The sequence below is a fragment of the Paraburkholderia sp. GAS38 genome, from assembly GCF_050434965.1.
Classification (GTDB): Bacteria; Pseudomonadota; Gammaproteobacteria; order Burkholderiales; family Burkholderiaceae; genus Paraburkholderia; species Paraburkholderia phenazinium_A.
In genome coordinates, this window is sequence record NZ_JBNDJO010000005.1 from 257,678 (window position 1) to 273,008 (window position 15,331).

The window sequence follows — 15,331 nt, forward strand, 5'->3', positions numbered from 1 at the left end:
GCCGGCGGACGTCGTGGCACTCCCGTCCGCGGCCCTGACTGCGTCAAGCCCTGTGCGACCTCTGTCTCGCCCCTGTCCTGTCGTTTTGTCGAGCCGCGCGGCGTCCGGTCTGCGTGCGGTCTCTGTGGTATTGCTGCCGTCCTGCCGCAGCGCCTAGCCGAACTTGCCGGCCAACCCCACCACCACTGGCCCCATCAACGGCAGCAGGATGTTGGAAAGCGCATAGGTGATCGTGTAACCGATGACCGGCGTCGAATTGCCGGTCACGCCGACGAGCGCGCTGATAGCCGGCGTGCTGCACTGCTGCCCGGCAATCGCGCCGAGCAGCATGGGGGTTTCGAGCTTGAGAAACATACGGCCGATCCACAGCGACAGCAGCCCTGGAATCAGCACCATGAGAATCCCGACGACCGGCAACGCGATGCCGTACTCGCGCACCAGCCTGATCGCGTCCGGCCCCGCCGACAGGCCGACCGCGGCGATAAACGTCGCAAGGCCGAAGTCCTTCAGGATTTGCGCGGCGGCGGAAGGCAGCGAGCCGATCAGCGGATGGCGCGAGCGGATCCAGCCGAACAGCAGCCCCGACAGCAGGCAACCGCCGCCGGTGCCGAGCGCAATCGAAACGCCGCCGATGCGGCCGCCCAGATGCCCAATGGCCATGCCGAGCAACACCCCCAGCCCGAGATAAACGAAATCGGTCTTCTGGGTCGCGGGCAGCACGTAACCAAGCTGGCGCGCGCCGCGTTCCACGTCGGCCTTGGCGCCGACGAGGGTCAGCACATCGCCGCGGTTCAGTTCGGTGCCCGGCAAGGCCGGCACCGTCGTCTCCAGGCGCGTCACGGCAGCGATATAGACGCCGCGCCCTTGTTCCGGCGTGGCCTGTTCGCGCAACTGCGCGACGGTCATGCCGTGCGCCTCGCGCCGCGTCAGGACCACGTTCACGCGCTCGGCGGCCAGCGCGCCGAAGCGCGCGTCGGATACTTCCGTGCCGATTGCCGGGCCGGCCGCCACCACCGCCTCGCGCCGCCCGGCGACCAGTGCGATATCGCCGGCAGCCAGCAGCAGATGCGGTTCGAGCGCCAAACGCGCGCCGTCCCGGTCCACCTGCTCGACCGTCAGGTTGCAGCCATAGCGCTGTTCGAGCGCTTCGATCGCGAGCCCCGCCGCCGGGCCGACGCGAAACACCCGGCTCACCAGCGCAGGCGCGCCCATGCGCTGGCCTTCGTCGAGCGCGCCGTCGCCGCCCAGCTTGCGCCACACGCGCTCGGCTTCCTCGCGCAAATTGACGCGCAGCAGCAGCGGCGCGAACTGGCTGGTAAACAGCACGATGGTGATCAGGCCGAACAGGTAGCTGACGCTATAGGCCGTCACGATGTTGGCCTGCAGACGCGCGGTTTCGGCCTCGGCGAGGCCCAGCCTGCCAATGGATTCCGACGCCGTGCCGATCACCGCCGACTCCGTCGCGGCGCCCGCCAGCAGGCCGGCCGCCGTGCCGGCATCGAGACGCAGCGCGAACACCGCGGTCATCACGAGCAGCAGCACCGAAACGATTTCGACAATCGACAGCAAGCCGTAGCGCCAGCCCCGGCCGATATTGGCGAAGAACTGCGGGCCGCCGGTGAAACCGAGCGCAAAAATAAACAGGGCGAAGGCAATGTTTTTCAGGTCGGGCGCAAGCCGGGCGCCGGTTTGGCCCAATAGCAACGCCACGATCAACGTGCCGCAGACCCCGCCAAGCTGGATCGGTCCAATCTTGAATGAGCCAATGAAATAGCCTAAAGCAAGGCTCGCGAACAGCGCGATTTCCGGTTGCGACCTGAGCAATTCGCCGATCATGTTCTGGGTTGCCGCTTTACCGTTGATTTATAACAATCGTGAGAAAAAATCGCCTTGAAATTTCTAAAAAGCCAATTCCTGGCAATCCTTCCGGGTGCGACAAGCGGCACATTGCCGCAATGCGATATGCGTCATTGAATTAAGGATTAAGGATTTATTGCACTCGGACGAGGCGAGACCGGGACCCGGAACCTGAGACTCCATGTCGCAGCGTGGCGACGGCCCGCCATTCGAGTCGGATTGCATAAGCGCATTGCTTCCTCGTTGAGTTGCCCAGGTACCATAAAAAGTCAGGTTATTTGGGTCATGGGTCAATACATTGCGTCCCGAATCATGCCGATTCGGTCAATACCTATTACCCTACAGACAAGTCGGAAAATTCCCAAACCCGAATTCGACAAGTCTGATCAATAAATATTGTAATTCGTCGTAATAGTCAATATGATTTTCCACAGTAGTCGCAGCACCCCTGGTCCGGACGATTGCTGATTCGGCCGTTCGTTATGCCGCAGCAAGTCTCACCCTCGCGGTTTTTCTAGCACATGAGGCGAATTCCAATGAACCAGATTCACGCAATGCGAGTTTTCGTCCGGGTGGCCGAAACGGAAAGTTTCCGCCGCGCCGCGCAACAACTCGCGGTATCGAATGCGCTCGTCACGCGCTCCATCGCCACGCTCGAAGCCCATCTGAAAACGCGGCTGATCAATCGCACCACCCGCAATCTCGCCCTGACGGAGGCCGGCACACGCTACCTCGAAGGTTGCCGCGGGCTGCTCGAAGAACTCGATCGGCTGGAAAACGCCCTTGCCGACAGCGAGTCCGAGCCGGGCGGCACGCTGCGGCTCGTCGCCTCCGGTGCGCTCTCGCTGCTCTCGCTGACCCCGCTGCTCGACGGTTTCCGCCGCCAATACCCGAAGGTCAAGGTGCGGCTCACACTGACCGACCGGCATGTGGATCTGATCGAGGACGGTTACGACGTCGGCCTCGTCACCGGCTTCGTCGCGCCCAGCCAGGATCTGGTCGAACGGCCTATCGGCACGCATGCGCTGGTGGTATGCGCCGCGCCCGGCTATCTCGCGGAGCAAGGTGTGCCGCACACGCCGGAACAACTCGCCCTGCACGCGTTCATCGCGCTGCCGGCGGAGCAGCCCAACAGCACCTGGCATTTCACCGGACCGGGCCGGCGCACCGAAGAGGTCACGCTGCAACCGGTCTACTCCGTCAACAGCGCGATGATGCTGCGGCTGGGCGTGCTGGCCGGCATGGGCGTCGCGATCCTGCCGTGGCAAATGGTGGCCGACGACCTGGCAGCGGGCACCCTGACACGCATCATGGACGATCACCGGGTCGACGACCCGGACCTCAAGGTGTCGATCGTCTATCCGAATCGCCAGTTCCTGCCGGCCAAAACGCGCACCTTCGTCAACCATACGCTCGAGCATTTCAGCCGGAGCGTTGCGAGCGCGGACGCCGCCGCCGTGCCGGCAGCGGCGCAAACACCGCTATCGGTGGCCGGCGAGATGAGCACCAGCCTGCATGCGCTACGGGACGCTTAAACTATCGGCATACCGTCTGCGGAGCACCTCATGCGCATGATCCTGTTCAGTAGCCGTCAGTACGACAGCGAAACGTTTAACGAAGCGAACGCAACCTACCGCTACGACCTGCACTTTCAGGAATCGCACCTCGACGCCGAAACCGCTGTGCTGGCAGAGGGCTTCGAGGTGGTCTGTCCGTTCGTCAACGACTGCGCGGACGCAGCGGTGCTCGAGCGCCTGCACGCAGGCGGCACACGCCTGATTGCGTTGCGCTCGGCCGGCTTCAATCACGTCGATCTGGCGGCCGCCCAGCGGCTCGGCGTGACGGTGGTGCGCGTGCCGGCCTATTCGCCGCACGCGGTGGCCGAACATGCGGTGGGATTGATTCTCGCGCTGAACCGGCGCTTGCCGAGAGCGGCCGCGCGCACGCGCGAAGGCGACTTCTCGCTCAACGGCTTGCTCGGCTTCGATCTGCACGGCAGGACCGTGGGTGTGATCGGCACCGGCATGATCGGCCGTGTTTTCGGCCGCATCATGGCGGGCTTCGGCATGCAGGTGCTCGCCTACGACCCCGGCACGCCCGCGCAGGATCTGCTCGCGCTCGGCGCACGCTACGTGCCGCTCGATACGCTGCTCGCCGAAAGCGACGTCGTCAGCCTGCACTGCCCGCTGGTGCCGGACACCTACCATCTGATCGACGAACGCGCACTCGCCAAAATGAAGCGCGGCTCGATGCTGATCAATACGGGACGCGGCGGGCTGGTCGAAAGCAATGCGCTGATCGGCGCACTCAAGAGCGGGCAGCTCGGCAACCTGGGGCTCGACGTCTACGAGGAAGAAGGCGGCCTGTTCTTCGAGGATCATTCGAACCTGCCGCTCCAGGACGACGTGCTGGCGCGTCTGCTGATGTTCCCGAACGTGATCGTCACCGCTCACCAGGCGTTCTTCACCCGCGAGGCGATGAACGAAATCGCGCAGACCACGCTCGGCAATGTGGCGGCGTGGCATGGCGGCACGCCGCGCAACAGGGTGTCCGTGCGCGGCTAGAACAACGGCCAGGGTGCAGCGAAGGCACCGCCCACGCTCAGCCGCAACGCAGCCGGGCAAGGACGCGGCTAAGGCGCCCGATCCATGGTCTGACGAATCGCGGTGCGCGCATCGTCGGCCGCGCCGCACACTTCGCGCAGCAACGCCACTTCGCGCTCGTGCACCTCGACCGGAAACCAGCGAGCGCCGGCATCGGCCAGATAGCGCGCGCGATGCTGGCCGTTGCGAAACGCCACGACGCCTTCGTGTTCGAGTCCAAACCAGCCCATCAGACCCGGCGCGCGGCGCGTCGAAACGGTCACATAAGGCATCTGCGGAATGCGCGGGTTGGCGGGATCGAGAAACTCGCGAATGCCGCGCACCTTGCCCGTATGCCACTCGTTGACGGGCTTCAGGACGTAGTCGGTATTGTCGCGATTCGCGCAGTCGAGCAATTTGCGGGCGTCGACCAGCACAACCTGATGACGGGTGCCGTCGGCAATGAAGACGCGCTTCAGACGAACGTGGTCGTACCACGGGTGTTCGTGCAAAGGCACGATCCAGATGGGCTCCGCCAGAGGCGATTCGAGAGTCGGCGTGGGTGATGACATGGACAATAACAAGTGCAGACTCGATGTGCCGGCGTACGAAGCCGGCATGCTAAAAAAGCGCTTACGCTACGGTTCCCTCGTGAAGTATATGTGACAGCGTCGAGCAATAATCAGCGCGCATAGCAAATAGCTGGCGATCTGGACAGCCCGCGGAGATGGCGATGACACCCGAAGAATTTGGCGACCACGTGAGAATTGAAGCAAGCGAAACCGTGGCGACGATCGTGCTCGAGCGGCCAGCGCGGCGCAACGCGGTCGACCGTCCAACTGCCGACGCACTATCCGCCGCGTTCCGACGCTTCGAAGCCGAACCAAGCTGGCGCGCAGCGGTGCTGTTCGGCGCGGGCGGCACTTTCTGCGCGGGCGCCGATCTCAGCGCGCTCGCAGACGACACGCGCCGCAACGAACTGCACGCCGATGGCAGCGGCCCCGGTCCGATGGGTCCGACGCGCATGCCGTTCACGAAGCCGGTGATCGCCGCGATTGCCGGCTACGCCGTTGCGGGCGGTCTCGAACTGGCCGCGATGTGCGACCTGCGAGTGGTCGAGGAAGACGCGGTGCTCGGCGTCTTCTGCCGGCGCGTCGGCATTCCGCTGATCGACGGCGGCACGATCCGGCTGCCACGGCTGATCGGCCTGTCGCGCGCGCTGGACCTGATCCTGACCGGCCGTGCGCTCGACGCGCACGAAGCCCTCGCGTTCGGCCTCGCCAATCGCGTCGTGCCGCCGGGTACGGCGCGGGCGGCGGCCGAGCGGCTGGCCGCGGAACTCGCCGCGTTTCCGCAGGGCGCCTTGCTGGCGGACCGTCGCTCCGCACTCGAAAACAGCCCGCTCGACGACCTGCCGGAGGCCTTGCGTCGCGAGGGCGCGGGCGGTTATCAGGCAGTCTTCGCCGAGGGCGTAGCGGGCGCGCTGCGCTTTATTGAGCGAAAAACAACACCCTGAGCGCTCGCCAGCAGCACCGTTTTGGCTTAGGTACAATCCCTTACTTGCTTGCCCTGCCGACGCCCGCGCTCTCGTTCCGAAACGCGCGCCGGCCACGCGCGCATCGCGCGGACTTCGTACCGATCTCCCCCATCATGCCTTTGCCTTTGCTTGCCCTCGCCGTAGCCGCGTTTGGAATCGGTACCACTGAATTCGTCATCATGGGCTTGCTGCCCGATGTGGCTCGCGATCTGGCCGTCTCGATCCCCGCCGCCGGCATGCTGGTATCGGCGTACGCGCTGGGCGTGACAATCGGTGCGCCGATCGTCGCCATCGCAGTGGCCAACATGCCGCGCAAGAAAGCGCTGATGAATCTGATCGGCGTGTTTATCGTCGGCAATCTGCTGTGTGCCGTCGCGCCCAACTATGGCGTGCTGATGGCCGCGCGCATCGTCACGGCGTTTTGCCACGGCGCGTTCTTCGGCATCGGCTCGGTGGTCGCGGCGGGGCTCGTCGCGCCGAACCGGCGTGCCCAAGCCATTGCCCTGATGTTCACCGGCCTCACGCTCGCCAACGTACTCGGCGTGCCGCTCGGCACCGCGCTTGGCCAGGCAGTAGGCTGGCGCGCCACGTTCTGGGCCGTCACCGTCATCGGCGTACTGGCGGCAGCGGCGTTGGCGGCGTGTCTGCCCGCGAAGATCGAAATGCAGAAGGCCAGTCTCGTGCACGAGTTCACCGTGCTGAAGAACCCACAGGTATTGATGGTGCTCGGCATCAGCGTGCTGGCATCGACCAGCCTCTTCTCCACCTTCACCTACATCACGCCGATTCTCGAAGACGTCACCGGCTTCACGCCGCATGCGGTGACGCTGGTGCTGCTGCTGTTCGGTCTCGGCCTGACCGTGGGCAGCACACTTGGCGGCAAGCTGGCCGACTGGCGTCTGATGCCGTCGCTGATCGCGTTCCTGCTCGCCATCGTCGTGATCCTCACGATCTTTGCCGGCACCATGCACGCGGCCGTGCCCGCGATGATCACGATCTTCGTGTGGGGCGTGCTCGCTTTTGCGATCGTGCCGCCGCTGCAAATGCTGATCGTCGATCGCGCGAGCCATGCGCCGAATCTCGCCTCGACGCTCAACCAGGGCGCCTTCAATCTGGGTAACGCCAGCGGTGCATGGCTTGGCGGCATGGTCATCAGCGCAGGCGCGCCGCTCACCACGCTGCCGTGGGTCGGCGTTGCGGCGGCTGCCGGCGCGCTCGCCTTGACGCTGTGGTCGGTGCAGATGGGACGCCGCACGCAGAGCGTCGCCGTCACCGGCTAAGCCTGCCTGTCGACGCCGGCGGCGCCTTGCCGGGATGCGCATGACAGACGGGCGGTGTAGCATCTCGCCCGATGAAAGTCATCTACACACGCGATTTTCTCGCACTCATCCTCAGCGTCGCCGTGGTCGGACTCGGCAGCGGCGCGACCCTTCCTCTCACTGCGCTTGCCTTGACCCAGGCCGGCTACGGCACCGACGTGGTCGGCCTGCTGAGCGCCGCGCAAGCGGGCGGCGGCCTGCTCGTGGTGCCGCTGGCCGGCTGGATCGCGGCGCGCTTCGGCGGCCGCCAGGTGATCGTCGGCGCGGTGCTGGTCGTGGGCCTGGCCACGGCGTCGATGCAGATGAGTTCGAACCTGTGGGTCTGGGGCGTGCTGCGCATCCTCTGCGGCGCCGCGTTGATGCTGCTCTTCACGATCGGCGAAGCATGGGTCAACCAGCTCGCCGACGATGCGACGCGCGGCCGCGTCGTCGCCATCTATGCGACGAACTTCACGTTGTTCCAGATGGCCGGCCCGGTGCTGGTGAGCCAGATCGCCGACTTCACCGCCTGGCGCTTTCTGCTGTGCGGCGCGCTCTTCATGCTGGCGCTGCCGGCACTCGCGGCCATCCGCTCGACGCCCGTCTCCAGCGGCGAGCCGCAAGCGCACGATAACTGGCGGCACGTGCTGCCGCAGATGCCGGCGCTCGTGATCGGTACCGGCTTCTTCGCGCTGTTCGACACCATCGCGCTGTCGCTGATGCCGCTCTTTGCGATGGCGCACGGCATCTCCGGCGAGGTGGCCGTGCTGTTCGCCTCCGCCCTGCTGCTCGGCGATACGACCATGCAGTTTCCGATCGGCTGGCTCGCCGACCGCCTTGGCCGCGAGCGCGTGCATATCGGCGCGGCCGTGGTGGTCGTGGTGCTGTTGCCGCTGCTGCCGTGGGCGATCGCGTCGCCGTGGCTATGCTGGCCGCTGCTGTATGTGCTGGGCGCGGCGGCGGGGTCGATCTACACGCTCTCGCTGGTGGCATGCGGCGAGCGCTTTCGCGGCGTGGCCCTGGTATCGGCCAGCTCGCTGGTCGGCGCGTCGTGGAGCGCCGCGAGTTTCGGCGGTCCGTTGCTCGCGGGGGCGTTGATGAAAAGCGTGGGCGATGACGCGATGATCGGCGTGCTGCTGGCGAGTGCGCTCGCGTTTCTGGTGGCGGTGTGGTGGGAAAAGCGGCGTGGGGCGATGCAGGCGCTGCAGTGAGCGAGCGGTGGGGCCAGGGGCCCGCGCCCGTAAGTGCGCCTGCGACTTTAACGCTGCGCCGGCAGAATCTCGCCGCTGCATGCGCCGAAACCGACCCGGTAGCCTTCGCCCTGGCACCATCCGGCAAGCGTCAATTCATCGCCGTCTTCGATGAAGGCGCGCGTTCCACCCTCCTTCAACTCCAGCGGATTCTTGCCGTTCCATGTCAGCTCAAGCAAGCTGCCGTACGAGTCTGCGGCAGGCCCGCTGATCGTCCCCGAACCCATCAGGTCGCCCACTCGCGTATTGCAGCCCGACACGGTGTGATGCGCGAGTTGCTGCGCCATCGTCCAGTACATGTGCCGGAAATTGGTGCGGGCGATGGTCGTCGCCTGTTGCGCGCGCAGCGGGCGTAGCGTGACTTCAAGCGCGATATCGAACGCATGCGCGCCGTCATGCCGCAGATACGCGAGAGGTTGCGGCTCCTGCACCGGTTGCGCGACGCGGAACGGCTCCAGCGCATCGAGCGTGACGATCCACGGGGAGATCGTGGTCGCAAAGCTCTTCGCGTTGAACGGCCCGAGCGGCACGTACTCCCACTGCTGGATGTCGCGTGCGCTCCAGTCGTTAAGCAGCACCATGCCGAAGATATGCGCCTCCGCATCGGCGCAGGCAATCGGCTCGCCGAGCGCATTGCCGCGTCCGACGATAAAGCCGGTCTCCAGTTCGATATCCAGCTTGCGGCATGCACCGAACACCGGGCGCTCCTGGTCCGGCAGCTTGAGCTGGCCGTTCGGCCGCCGCACCGGCGTGCCGCTCACCACCACTGACGAGGCCCGGCCGTTGTAGCCGATCGGCATCTCCGACCAGTTCGGCAGCAGCGCATTCTTAGGATCACGGAACATCGAACCGACGTTCGTCGCATGCTCCTTCGACGAATAGAAATCCGTGTAGCCGGGAATCTGCAGCGGCAGATGCAGCGTGGCGCTTGCCTGAGATACCAGCGCGCGTTCGCGCAGGGCGGCATCGTCGCGCAGTGTGGCGCTTTCGCGGGCCAGCAACTGGCTCAACTGGATACGCACGCTGCGCCAGGCATCGCGTCCGAGGGCGATGAAATCGTTCAGCGTGTCGCGGGCGAAAACCGGTGCGCTTGCGCTTACCCCTGCACCTGCGCCGGCATCCGGTAGACGCAGCAGCCCGCTCGCCTGCAAGACCGCAAGGTCGACGATGCTGTCGCCAATCGCCACGCCCACCCGCCGCGCCGCATGGCGTGTATCGCTGAACACGCCGAACGGCAGGTTCTGGACCGAAAAATCACAGGCGGGATCGTTCGCCGCTTCGATCCAGCTTTTGCGCGACGCATCGAGCGTCGCCTGAAGATCGCTCGCTGCGCTCATCGTTGCTCCGGGTTGAAGTGTTTCTTGAGACCTTGCCAGCACTCGTAGTAGTGCGCCTGCAATTGCGCGGTTTCGAGGGCAAAGCGGGTCGGCTTGATCAGCGTGCGGGTTTCGAACATGAACGCCATGGTGTCGCCGACCTTGTGCGGTTTCGAGGTATCGCTGTGCGACGCCTTCTCGAAGGTACCCGCGTCCGGGCCGTGGCCCGACATGCAGTTGTGCAGGCTCGCGCCGCCCGGCACGAAACCCTCGGCCTTCGCGTCGTAGACGCCGTGCACCAGTCCCATGAATTCGCTCGCCACGTTGCGATGGAACCAGGGTGGCCGGAAGGTATCTTCGGCGGCGAGCCAGCGCGGCGGGAAGATCACGAAGTCGATCGTGTCGACGCCCGGCGTGTCGCTCGGCGAATGCAGCACGAGGAAGATCGACGGATCGGGATGATCGAAACTGATCGAGCCGATCGTATTGAAGCGGCGCAGGTCGTACTTGTACGGCGCGTAGTTGCCGTGCCACGCGACCACGTCGAGCGGCGAGTGGCCGATGTCCGCGCGCCACAGATTGCCGTTGAGCTTGGCGATCAGTTCGAACGCGCCTTCGCGGTCTTCGTAGGCCGCGTGCGGCGTGAGGAAGTCGCGCGGATTGGCGAGACCGTTCGAGCCGATCGGCCCGAGGTCCGGCAGCCGCAGCAAGGCGCCGAAGTTCTCGCAGATATAACCGCGCGCGGCGCCATCGGGCAGCGTCACGGCAAAGCGTACGCCACGCGGGATCACCGCGATCTCGAACGGCTCCACGTCCAGCCGCCCGAGTTCGGTGGCGATGTGCAGCCGCCCTTCCTGCGGCACGATCAGCAGTTCGCCGTCGGCGCTGTAGAAGAAGCGGTCCTGCATCGAACGGTTGGCCGCGTACAGGTGGATCGCGCAGCCGCTCATGGCCTCGGCCGAACCGTTGCCGGCCATCGTCACCCAGCCGTCGATGAAATCGGTCGGCTCGGCGGGCATCGGCAGCGGATCCCAGCGCAACTGGTTGGGCGGGGTCGGCGGCACGTCATGGAAGTTCGCCACCAGACGATGCGACGGCAGCGCCGTGAACGGCTGATGCACTGCCGCCGGCCGGATCCGGTAAAGCCACGAGCGGCGGTTGTGACTACGCGGCGCGGTGAAGGCCGTGCCCGACAGTTGCTCCGCGTACAGGCCGTAAGCGGCCCGCTGCGGCGAGTTGCGACCTTGCGGCAGCGCGCCCGGCAACGCTTCGGTGGCGAATTCGTTGGCAAAGCCCGACTGGTAGCCCGATTGATAGCCCGGCTCGATGTCGGGCCGCGCGGGGTTGCCGGTGGGGTTGTCCGCACTGGCGTGGGCGGAGCTTGGGTGGGCATTCATCGAGTCGTCTCCTCATCCTGACCGGGTTCCTGGGGGCAAGCGTGGCGCAGGCGGCACAAGCGCACCCACCACCGCCGCCATTCTGCGATTTACGAATGGTAAAACGAATTACGAATAGTGAAATTAACGTTAACCCTGAATCATCCGTAGGAACCCCGATATGGTTATCAGCATTTTGTTCATGTGACGGCGGTGCGGACTGCTACCATCGAAAGATGCGGCCAAAGCCGCCTTTCGATGCGCGCACGACGCGCCACCACCACCACACATGATCCCGCAGACTGTTCCCGAACTCGTCGCCCGTGCTGCCGACCATCCGTTTCTCGGCCAGCATCTGGCGTTGGGCGAAGGCATCTATCACGACAGCGCACTGGCCCGTTTCGAAGGGCTGGAACTCGCCAGCGCCTATGAGCCGATCTTCGATATCAGCGTGCATGCGCTTGCCCAGTCGCTGTCGGCCGCACCGGAGAGCGTGGATCGTTTCGGCGACGAACTGGGATTTCAGGCGGTGACGGTGCGCCTCGACGGCGAACCCTACGACCCGTTCGACCGCATCGAGGACGACCCGCAACTGGTCACGCTGGACCGCATGTCGCGCGCGCTGCATGCGATCAATTTTTTCGGCGCGCAGCGCCATGGGCTGTTGTTCCTGCGGGTTCACGAACGCTTGCTGAAGAGCGTGAAGTACGACCATGGCCGGCACTTCTCGACGGTGCTGGTGTCGTTCGGACTCAATCCGTCGCGCATCGTGATTGAATTGCCGGCTGCCGCGGTCGCACACCGCACCTTCCTCGGCTATCTGACGAAGAGCTACCAGCGCTATGGCTTCAAGGTGGCGGGAAATCTGCCGAACGCCGGCCAGATCCTCTCGGTCTCCGACATGGCGCGGCTCGACTTCATCAAGATGGATGCCGGCCTCGCCTTGCGCGACGCCATGGTAAAGCCGCTAGTGGGCTATGCGAATCGCTTGCGCATACCGTTGATCTTCAACCGCGTCGCGAGCGAAGCGCAGTTCGACTTGCTGCAGCAGTACGACGTGCGCTTCGTGCAAGGGCCGCTGTTTGCGGTGCATAGTCACAACGGCACGGTTTGACGTGCACGGCAGAGGAAGTCGCCGGTAATCAGGCGTGCAATCAGGCCTTCAATCTACCCGGGTTCAACCGGCGTCGCCGAGGCGCCGCGCCAACGCCTTCAGCCGCGGCGCGACGCTCTCACGAAACACCTCTTCCCCCATTGACGACGCCGGCCCGCTGCAACTGAGCACCAGCCAGCGCCCTTCGCGCGGCTCGCGAAACGGTACGGCGACCGCGTTCACATCGTCGTGCCAGTCGCGAAACGAATAGCAGCAGCGTTCGAGCGCGAACGCCGCGATCTCCTTCTCCGCGTCCGCCACCAGCGTCGCGCCCTCTTTGCCGGCCGCCTTCTTCAACTCCGCCATCAACGCGGCACGCACGTCGAGCGCTTGCACCGCGAGATACGCGCGGCCCATCGAACTCGTCAGCATGGACAGCTTCGAACCCGACGCGAGACCGAGCGTCAACGCCGTCTCGCTGCGGATCGTGTCCAGATAAATCATGTCGAGCCCGTCACGGCATCCCAACGACACCGCCGCCCCCACCTCGCGCGCGAACGTGCGCATATGCGGCCGCGCCAGTTCGAGCGTGTCGGTGCCCGAGAGCAGCGCGAAGCCGAGTGACAGCACCCCCGCATCGAGCGCATATTTGCCGAGCGACTCGTCAAGACGCAGGTAGCCGAGCACCGTCAGCGTATAAGCCAGACGATTGACGGTGGCCTTCGGCAAGCCGGTGCGCTCGACGAAATCGCGGTTGCCCAGCATCGTCTCGCCGGGCCGGAACGCGCGCAGCAGGTCAAGGCCGCGGGCCAGCGCGACGACAAACTTGCGCTCGTCCAAGGGTTCGAGGGGAGTAGATGCAGGCGTCATCGGGTGATACACTCGGGGCTGATTTGCAAAACATTGTTTCGCATAGCGGAACTCAAGTCAAGCACTTCAAGTCAACACCAGACACATCAGATTCGATTCAGGAGATACGCATCATGGCCGACGCCGCGCAGTTTCACTGGGAAGATCCTCTGTTGCTCGATCAGCAACTCACCGAAGATGAGCGCATGGTGCGCGACGCCGCGGCGGCCTACGCGCAAGACCGGCTGCAACCGCGCGTGCTCGAGGCGTTCCGGCATGAGAAGACCGACATCGAGATCTTCCGCGAAATGGGCGAACTTGGCCTGCTCGGCCCGACCATTCCCGAGCAATACGGCGGTCCCGGTCTGAACTACGTGGCCTACGGCTTGATCGCACGCGAAGTGGAGCGCGTCGATTCCGGCTACCGCTCGATGATGTCGGTGCAGTCGTCGCTGGTGATGGTGCCGATCTACGAATTCGGCTCGGATGCGCAAAAAGACAAGTACCTGCCGAAGCTCGCCACCGGCGAATGGATCGGCTGCTTCGGCCTGACCGAGCCGAACCACGGCTCCGATCCGGGCAGCATGGTTACGCGGGCGAAGAAGGTCGACGGCGGCTTCTCGCTGTCGGGCGCGAAGATGTGGATCACCAACTCGCCGATCGCCGACGTGTTCGTCGTCTGGGCCAAGCTCGAAGAAAACGGCAAGGACGCGATCCGCGGCTTCATTCTGGAGAAAGGCTGGAAAGGCCTGTCCGCACCGACGATCCACAGCAAGGTGGGCCTGCGCGCCTCGATCACGGGCGAGGTCGTGATGGACGAAGTGTTCGTGCCGGAAGAAAACATGCTGCCGAAGGTGAGCGGCCTCAAAGGCCCCTTCACCTGCCTGAACTCGGCGCGCTACGGCATTGCCTGGGGTGCGCTCGGCGCCGCCGAGGCCTGCTGGCATACGGCGCGTCAATACGTGCTCGACCGCAAGCAGTTCGGCCGGCCGCTCGCCGCCAACCAGTTGATCCAGAAGAAGCTCGCCGACATGCAGACCGAAATCACCCTCGGCCTGCAAGGCGTGCTGCGCCTCGGCCGCATGAAGGACGAAGGCACGGCCGCGGTCGAAATCACCTCCATCATGAAGCGCAACTCGTGCGGCAAGTCGCTCGAGATTGCGCGTCTTGCCCGCGACATGCTCGGCGGCAACGGCATCTCGGATGAGTTCGGGATTGCGCGGCACCTGGTGAACCTCGAGGTCGTCAATACCTACGAAGGCACGCATGACATTCACGCGCTGATTCTCGGACGCGCGCAAACGGGCATTCAGGCGTTCTTCTGATTTCCTGAACGTTCCGAGGCGGTGGAAAGAAAAAGGCCAACCCGTGCGGTTGGCCTTTTGCATTGCGGCAGCGCTTCGGCTTGCTGCCGCGGCTTGCTGCTTCGCTTACTTGTTCGGCTGCGGCGTCAGGCGCAGATACGGACGCAGCGCCTTGTAGCCCTTCGGGAATTTCTGCTTGATCACTTCCTCGTCCTTCAGCGACGGCACGATCACCACGTCGTCGCCGTGCTTCCAGTTGCCCGGCGTGGCGACCTGGTAATTATCGGTGAGCTGGAGCGAGTCGATCACGCGCAGCACTTCGTCGAAGTTGCGGCCCGTGCTGGCCGGGTAGGTGATGGTCAGACGAACCTTCTTCTTCGGATCGATCACGAACAGCGAGCGGACCGTGAAGGTTTCGCTCGCATTCGGGTGGATCATGTCGTACAGCTCCGAGACCTTGCGGTCGCCATCGGCGAGAATCGGGAAGCCGACGTTGGCGGCCTGCGTCTCGTTGATGTCCTTGATCCATTCCTTGTGCGACTCTGCGCTGTCCACCGACAGGGCAATCGTCTTCACATTGCGCTTTTCGAATTCGCCGGCGAGTTTTGCCGTCAGGCCAAGCTCGGTCGTGCATACAGGCGTGAAGTCCGCCGGATGGGAGAACAACACGCCCCAGCTATCGCCCAGCCACTCATGGAACTTGATGCGGCCAATGCTCGATTCCTGCTCGAAATCCGGTGCGATGTCGCCAAGACGTAGACTCATGATGCTGCTCCTTTGTATGTTCGGACGGTCCGTTCAGGCTGGCGCCTACGGTACCCCGCAAATTTAGAGCATACGGGAGCGCGCGTACACCGCGAACGAACATC

13 protein-coding genes are annotated in these 15,331 nt (G+C 64.7%); 7 read left to right on the forward strand and 6 right to left on the reverse strand.

Annotation, left to right across the window (positions count from 1 at the left end):
* Nucleotides 1-153 precede the first annotated feature (153 nt).
* Nucleotides 154-1,836, reverse strand: a complete 1,683-nt coding sequence (gene aspT / locus P3T42_RS14520; protein WP_429306439.1) for an aspartate-alanine antiporter — start codon at nt 1,834-1,836, stop codon at nt 154-156.
* Nucleotides 1,837-2,393: 557 nt separating this feature from the next.
* Here aspT and P3T42_RS14525 point away from each other — a divergent pair.
* Both P3T42_RS14525 and P3T42_RS14530 read left to right on the forward strand, forming a co-directional pair.
* Nucleotides 2,394-3,392 (forward strand): LysR family transcriptional regulator, encoded by a 999-nt coding sequence (locus P3T42_RS14525; RefSeq protein ID WP_429306440.1) that lies wholly within the window; start codon nt 2,394-2,396, stop codon nt 3,390-3,392.
* A 30-nt stretch (nt 3,393-3,422) separates the two neighbouring features.
* The gene (locus tag P3T42_RS14530) at nt 3,423-4,421 is read left to right on the forward strand and encodes a 2-hydroxyacid dehydrogenase (protein WP_429306441.1); all 999 of its coding nucleotides are present in this window, start codon (nt 3,423-3,425) and stop codon (nt 4,419-4,421) included.
* Nucleotides 4,422-4,489: 68 nt separating this feature from the next.
* Here the strand turns inward: P3T42_RS14530 and P3T42_RS14535 are convergent, their stop codons facing one another.
* Nucleotides 4,490-5,011 carry a plasmid fertility inhibition factor family protein gene (locus tag P3T42_RS14535; protein ID WP_074302319.1) on the reverse strand — a complete coding sequence of 174 codons (522 nt, stop codon included), beginning with the start codon at nt 5,009-5,011 and terminating at the stop codon, nt 4,490-4,492.
* Nucleotides 5,012-5,172: 161 nt separating this feature from the next.
* On the opposite strand from P3T42_RS14535, the gene P3T42_RS14540 reads away from it, so the two are divergent.
* The 3 genes from P3T42_RS14540 to P3T42_RS14550 all read left to right on the forward strand — a co-directional run bounded on the left by P3T42_RS14540 (nt 5,173) and on the right by P3T42_RS14550 (nt 8,485).
* Entirely contained in the window at nt 5,173-5,955 is a 783-nt protein-coding gene (locus P3T42_RS14540) for a crotonase/enoyl-CoA hydratase family protein (RefSeq protein WP_429306442.1), read from the forward strand.
* A 134-nt stretch (nt 5,956-6,089) separates the two neighbouring features.
* Nucleotides 6,090-7,256 carry an MFS transporter gene (locus tag P3T42_RS14545; RefSeq protein WP_429306443.1) on the forward strand — a complete coding sequence of 389 codons (1,167 nt, stop codon included), beginning with the start codon at nt 6,090-6,092 and terminating at the stop codon, nt 7,254-7,256.
* A 71-nt stretch (nt 7,257-7,327) separates the two neighbouring features.
* On the forward strand, nt 7,328-8,485 hold the full coding sequence (locus tag P3T42_RS14550; RefSeq protein ID WP_429306444.1) for an MFS transporter: 1,158 nt from the start codon (nt 7,328-7,330) through the stop codon (nt 8,483-8,485).
* 47 nt (nt 8,486-8,532) lie between these two features.
* Here P3T42_RS14550 and fahA read toward each other — a convergent pair whose 3' ends face one another.
* Both fahA and hmgA read right to left on the reverse strand, forming a co-directional pair.
* Nucleotides 8,533-9,861, reverse strand: a complete 1,329-nt coding sequence (gene fahA, locus P3T42_RS14555; protein ID WP_429306445.1) for a fumarylacetoacetase — start codon at nt 9,859-9,861, stop codon at nt 8,533-8,535.
* On the reverse strand, nt 9,858-11,237 hold the full coding sequence (gene hmgA, locus P3T42_RS14560) for a homogentisate 1,2-dioxygenase (protein WP_253190308.1): 1,380 nt from the start codon (nt 11,235-11,237) through the stop codon (nt 9,858-9,860). Before hmgA ends, fahA begins: the two co-directional genes overlap by 4 nt.
* A 268-nt stretch (nt 11,238-11,505) precedes the next feature.
* Between hmgA and P3T42_RS14565 the strand changes: the two genes are divergently transcribed.
* The gene (locus P3T42_RS14565) at nt 11,506-12,330 is read left to right on the forward strand and encodes an EAL domain-containing protein (protein WP_074302323.1); all 825 of its coding nucleotides are present in this window, start codon (nt 11,506-11,508) and stop codon (nt 12,328-12,330) included.
* Between the two features lie 63 nt (nt 12,331-12,393).
* Here the strand turns inward: P3T42_RS14565 and P3T42_RS14570 are convergent, their stop codons facing one another.
* Nucleotides 12,394-13,179 carry an IclR family transcriptional regulator gene (locus tag P3T42_RS14570; RefSeq protein ID WP_074302324.1) on the reverse strand — a complete coding sequence of 262 codons (786 nt, stop codon included), beginning with the start codon at nt 13,177-13,179 and terminating at the stop codon, nt 12,394-12,396.
* A 113-nt stretch (nt 13,180-13,292) separates the two neighbouring features.
* On the opposite strand from P3T42_RS14570, the gene P3T42_RS14575 reads away from it, so the two are divergent.
* Nucleotides 13,293-14,483: an acyl-CoA dehydrogenase gene (locus tag P3T42_RS14575; protein WP_074302325.1), complete on the forward strand. Its 1,191-nt coding sequence runs from the start codon at nt 13,293-13,295 to the stop codon at nt 14,481-14,483.
* A 105-nt stretch (nt 14,484-14,588) separates the two neighbouring features.
* Here the strand turns inward: P3T42_RS14575 and P3T42_RS14580 are convergent, their stop codons facing one another.
* A complete protein-coding gene (locus tag P3T42_RS14580; RefSeq protein ID WP_074302326.1) occupies nt 14,589-15,227 on the reverse strand; it encodes a peroxiredoxin in 639 nt (212 codons plus the stop codon).
* Between the last annotated feature and the right edge of the window lie 104 nt (nt 15,228-15,331).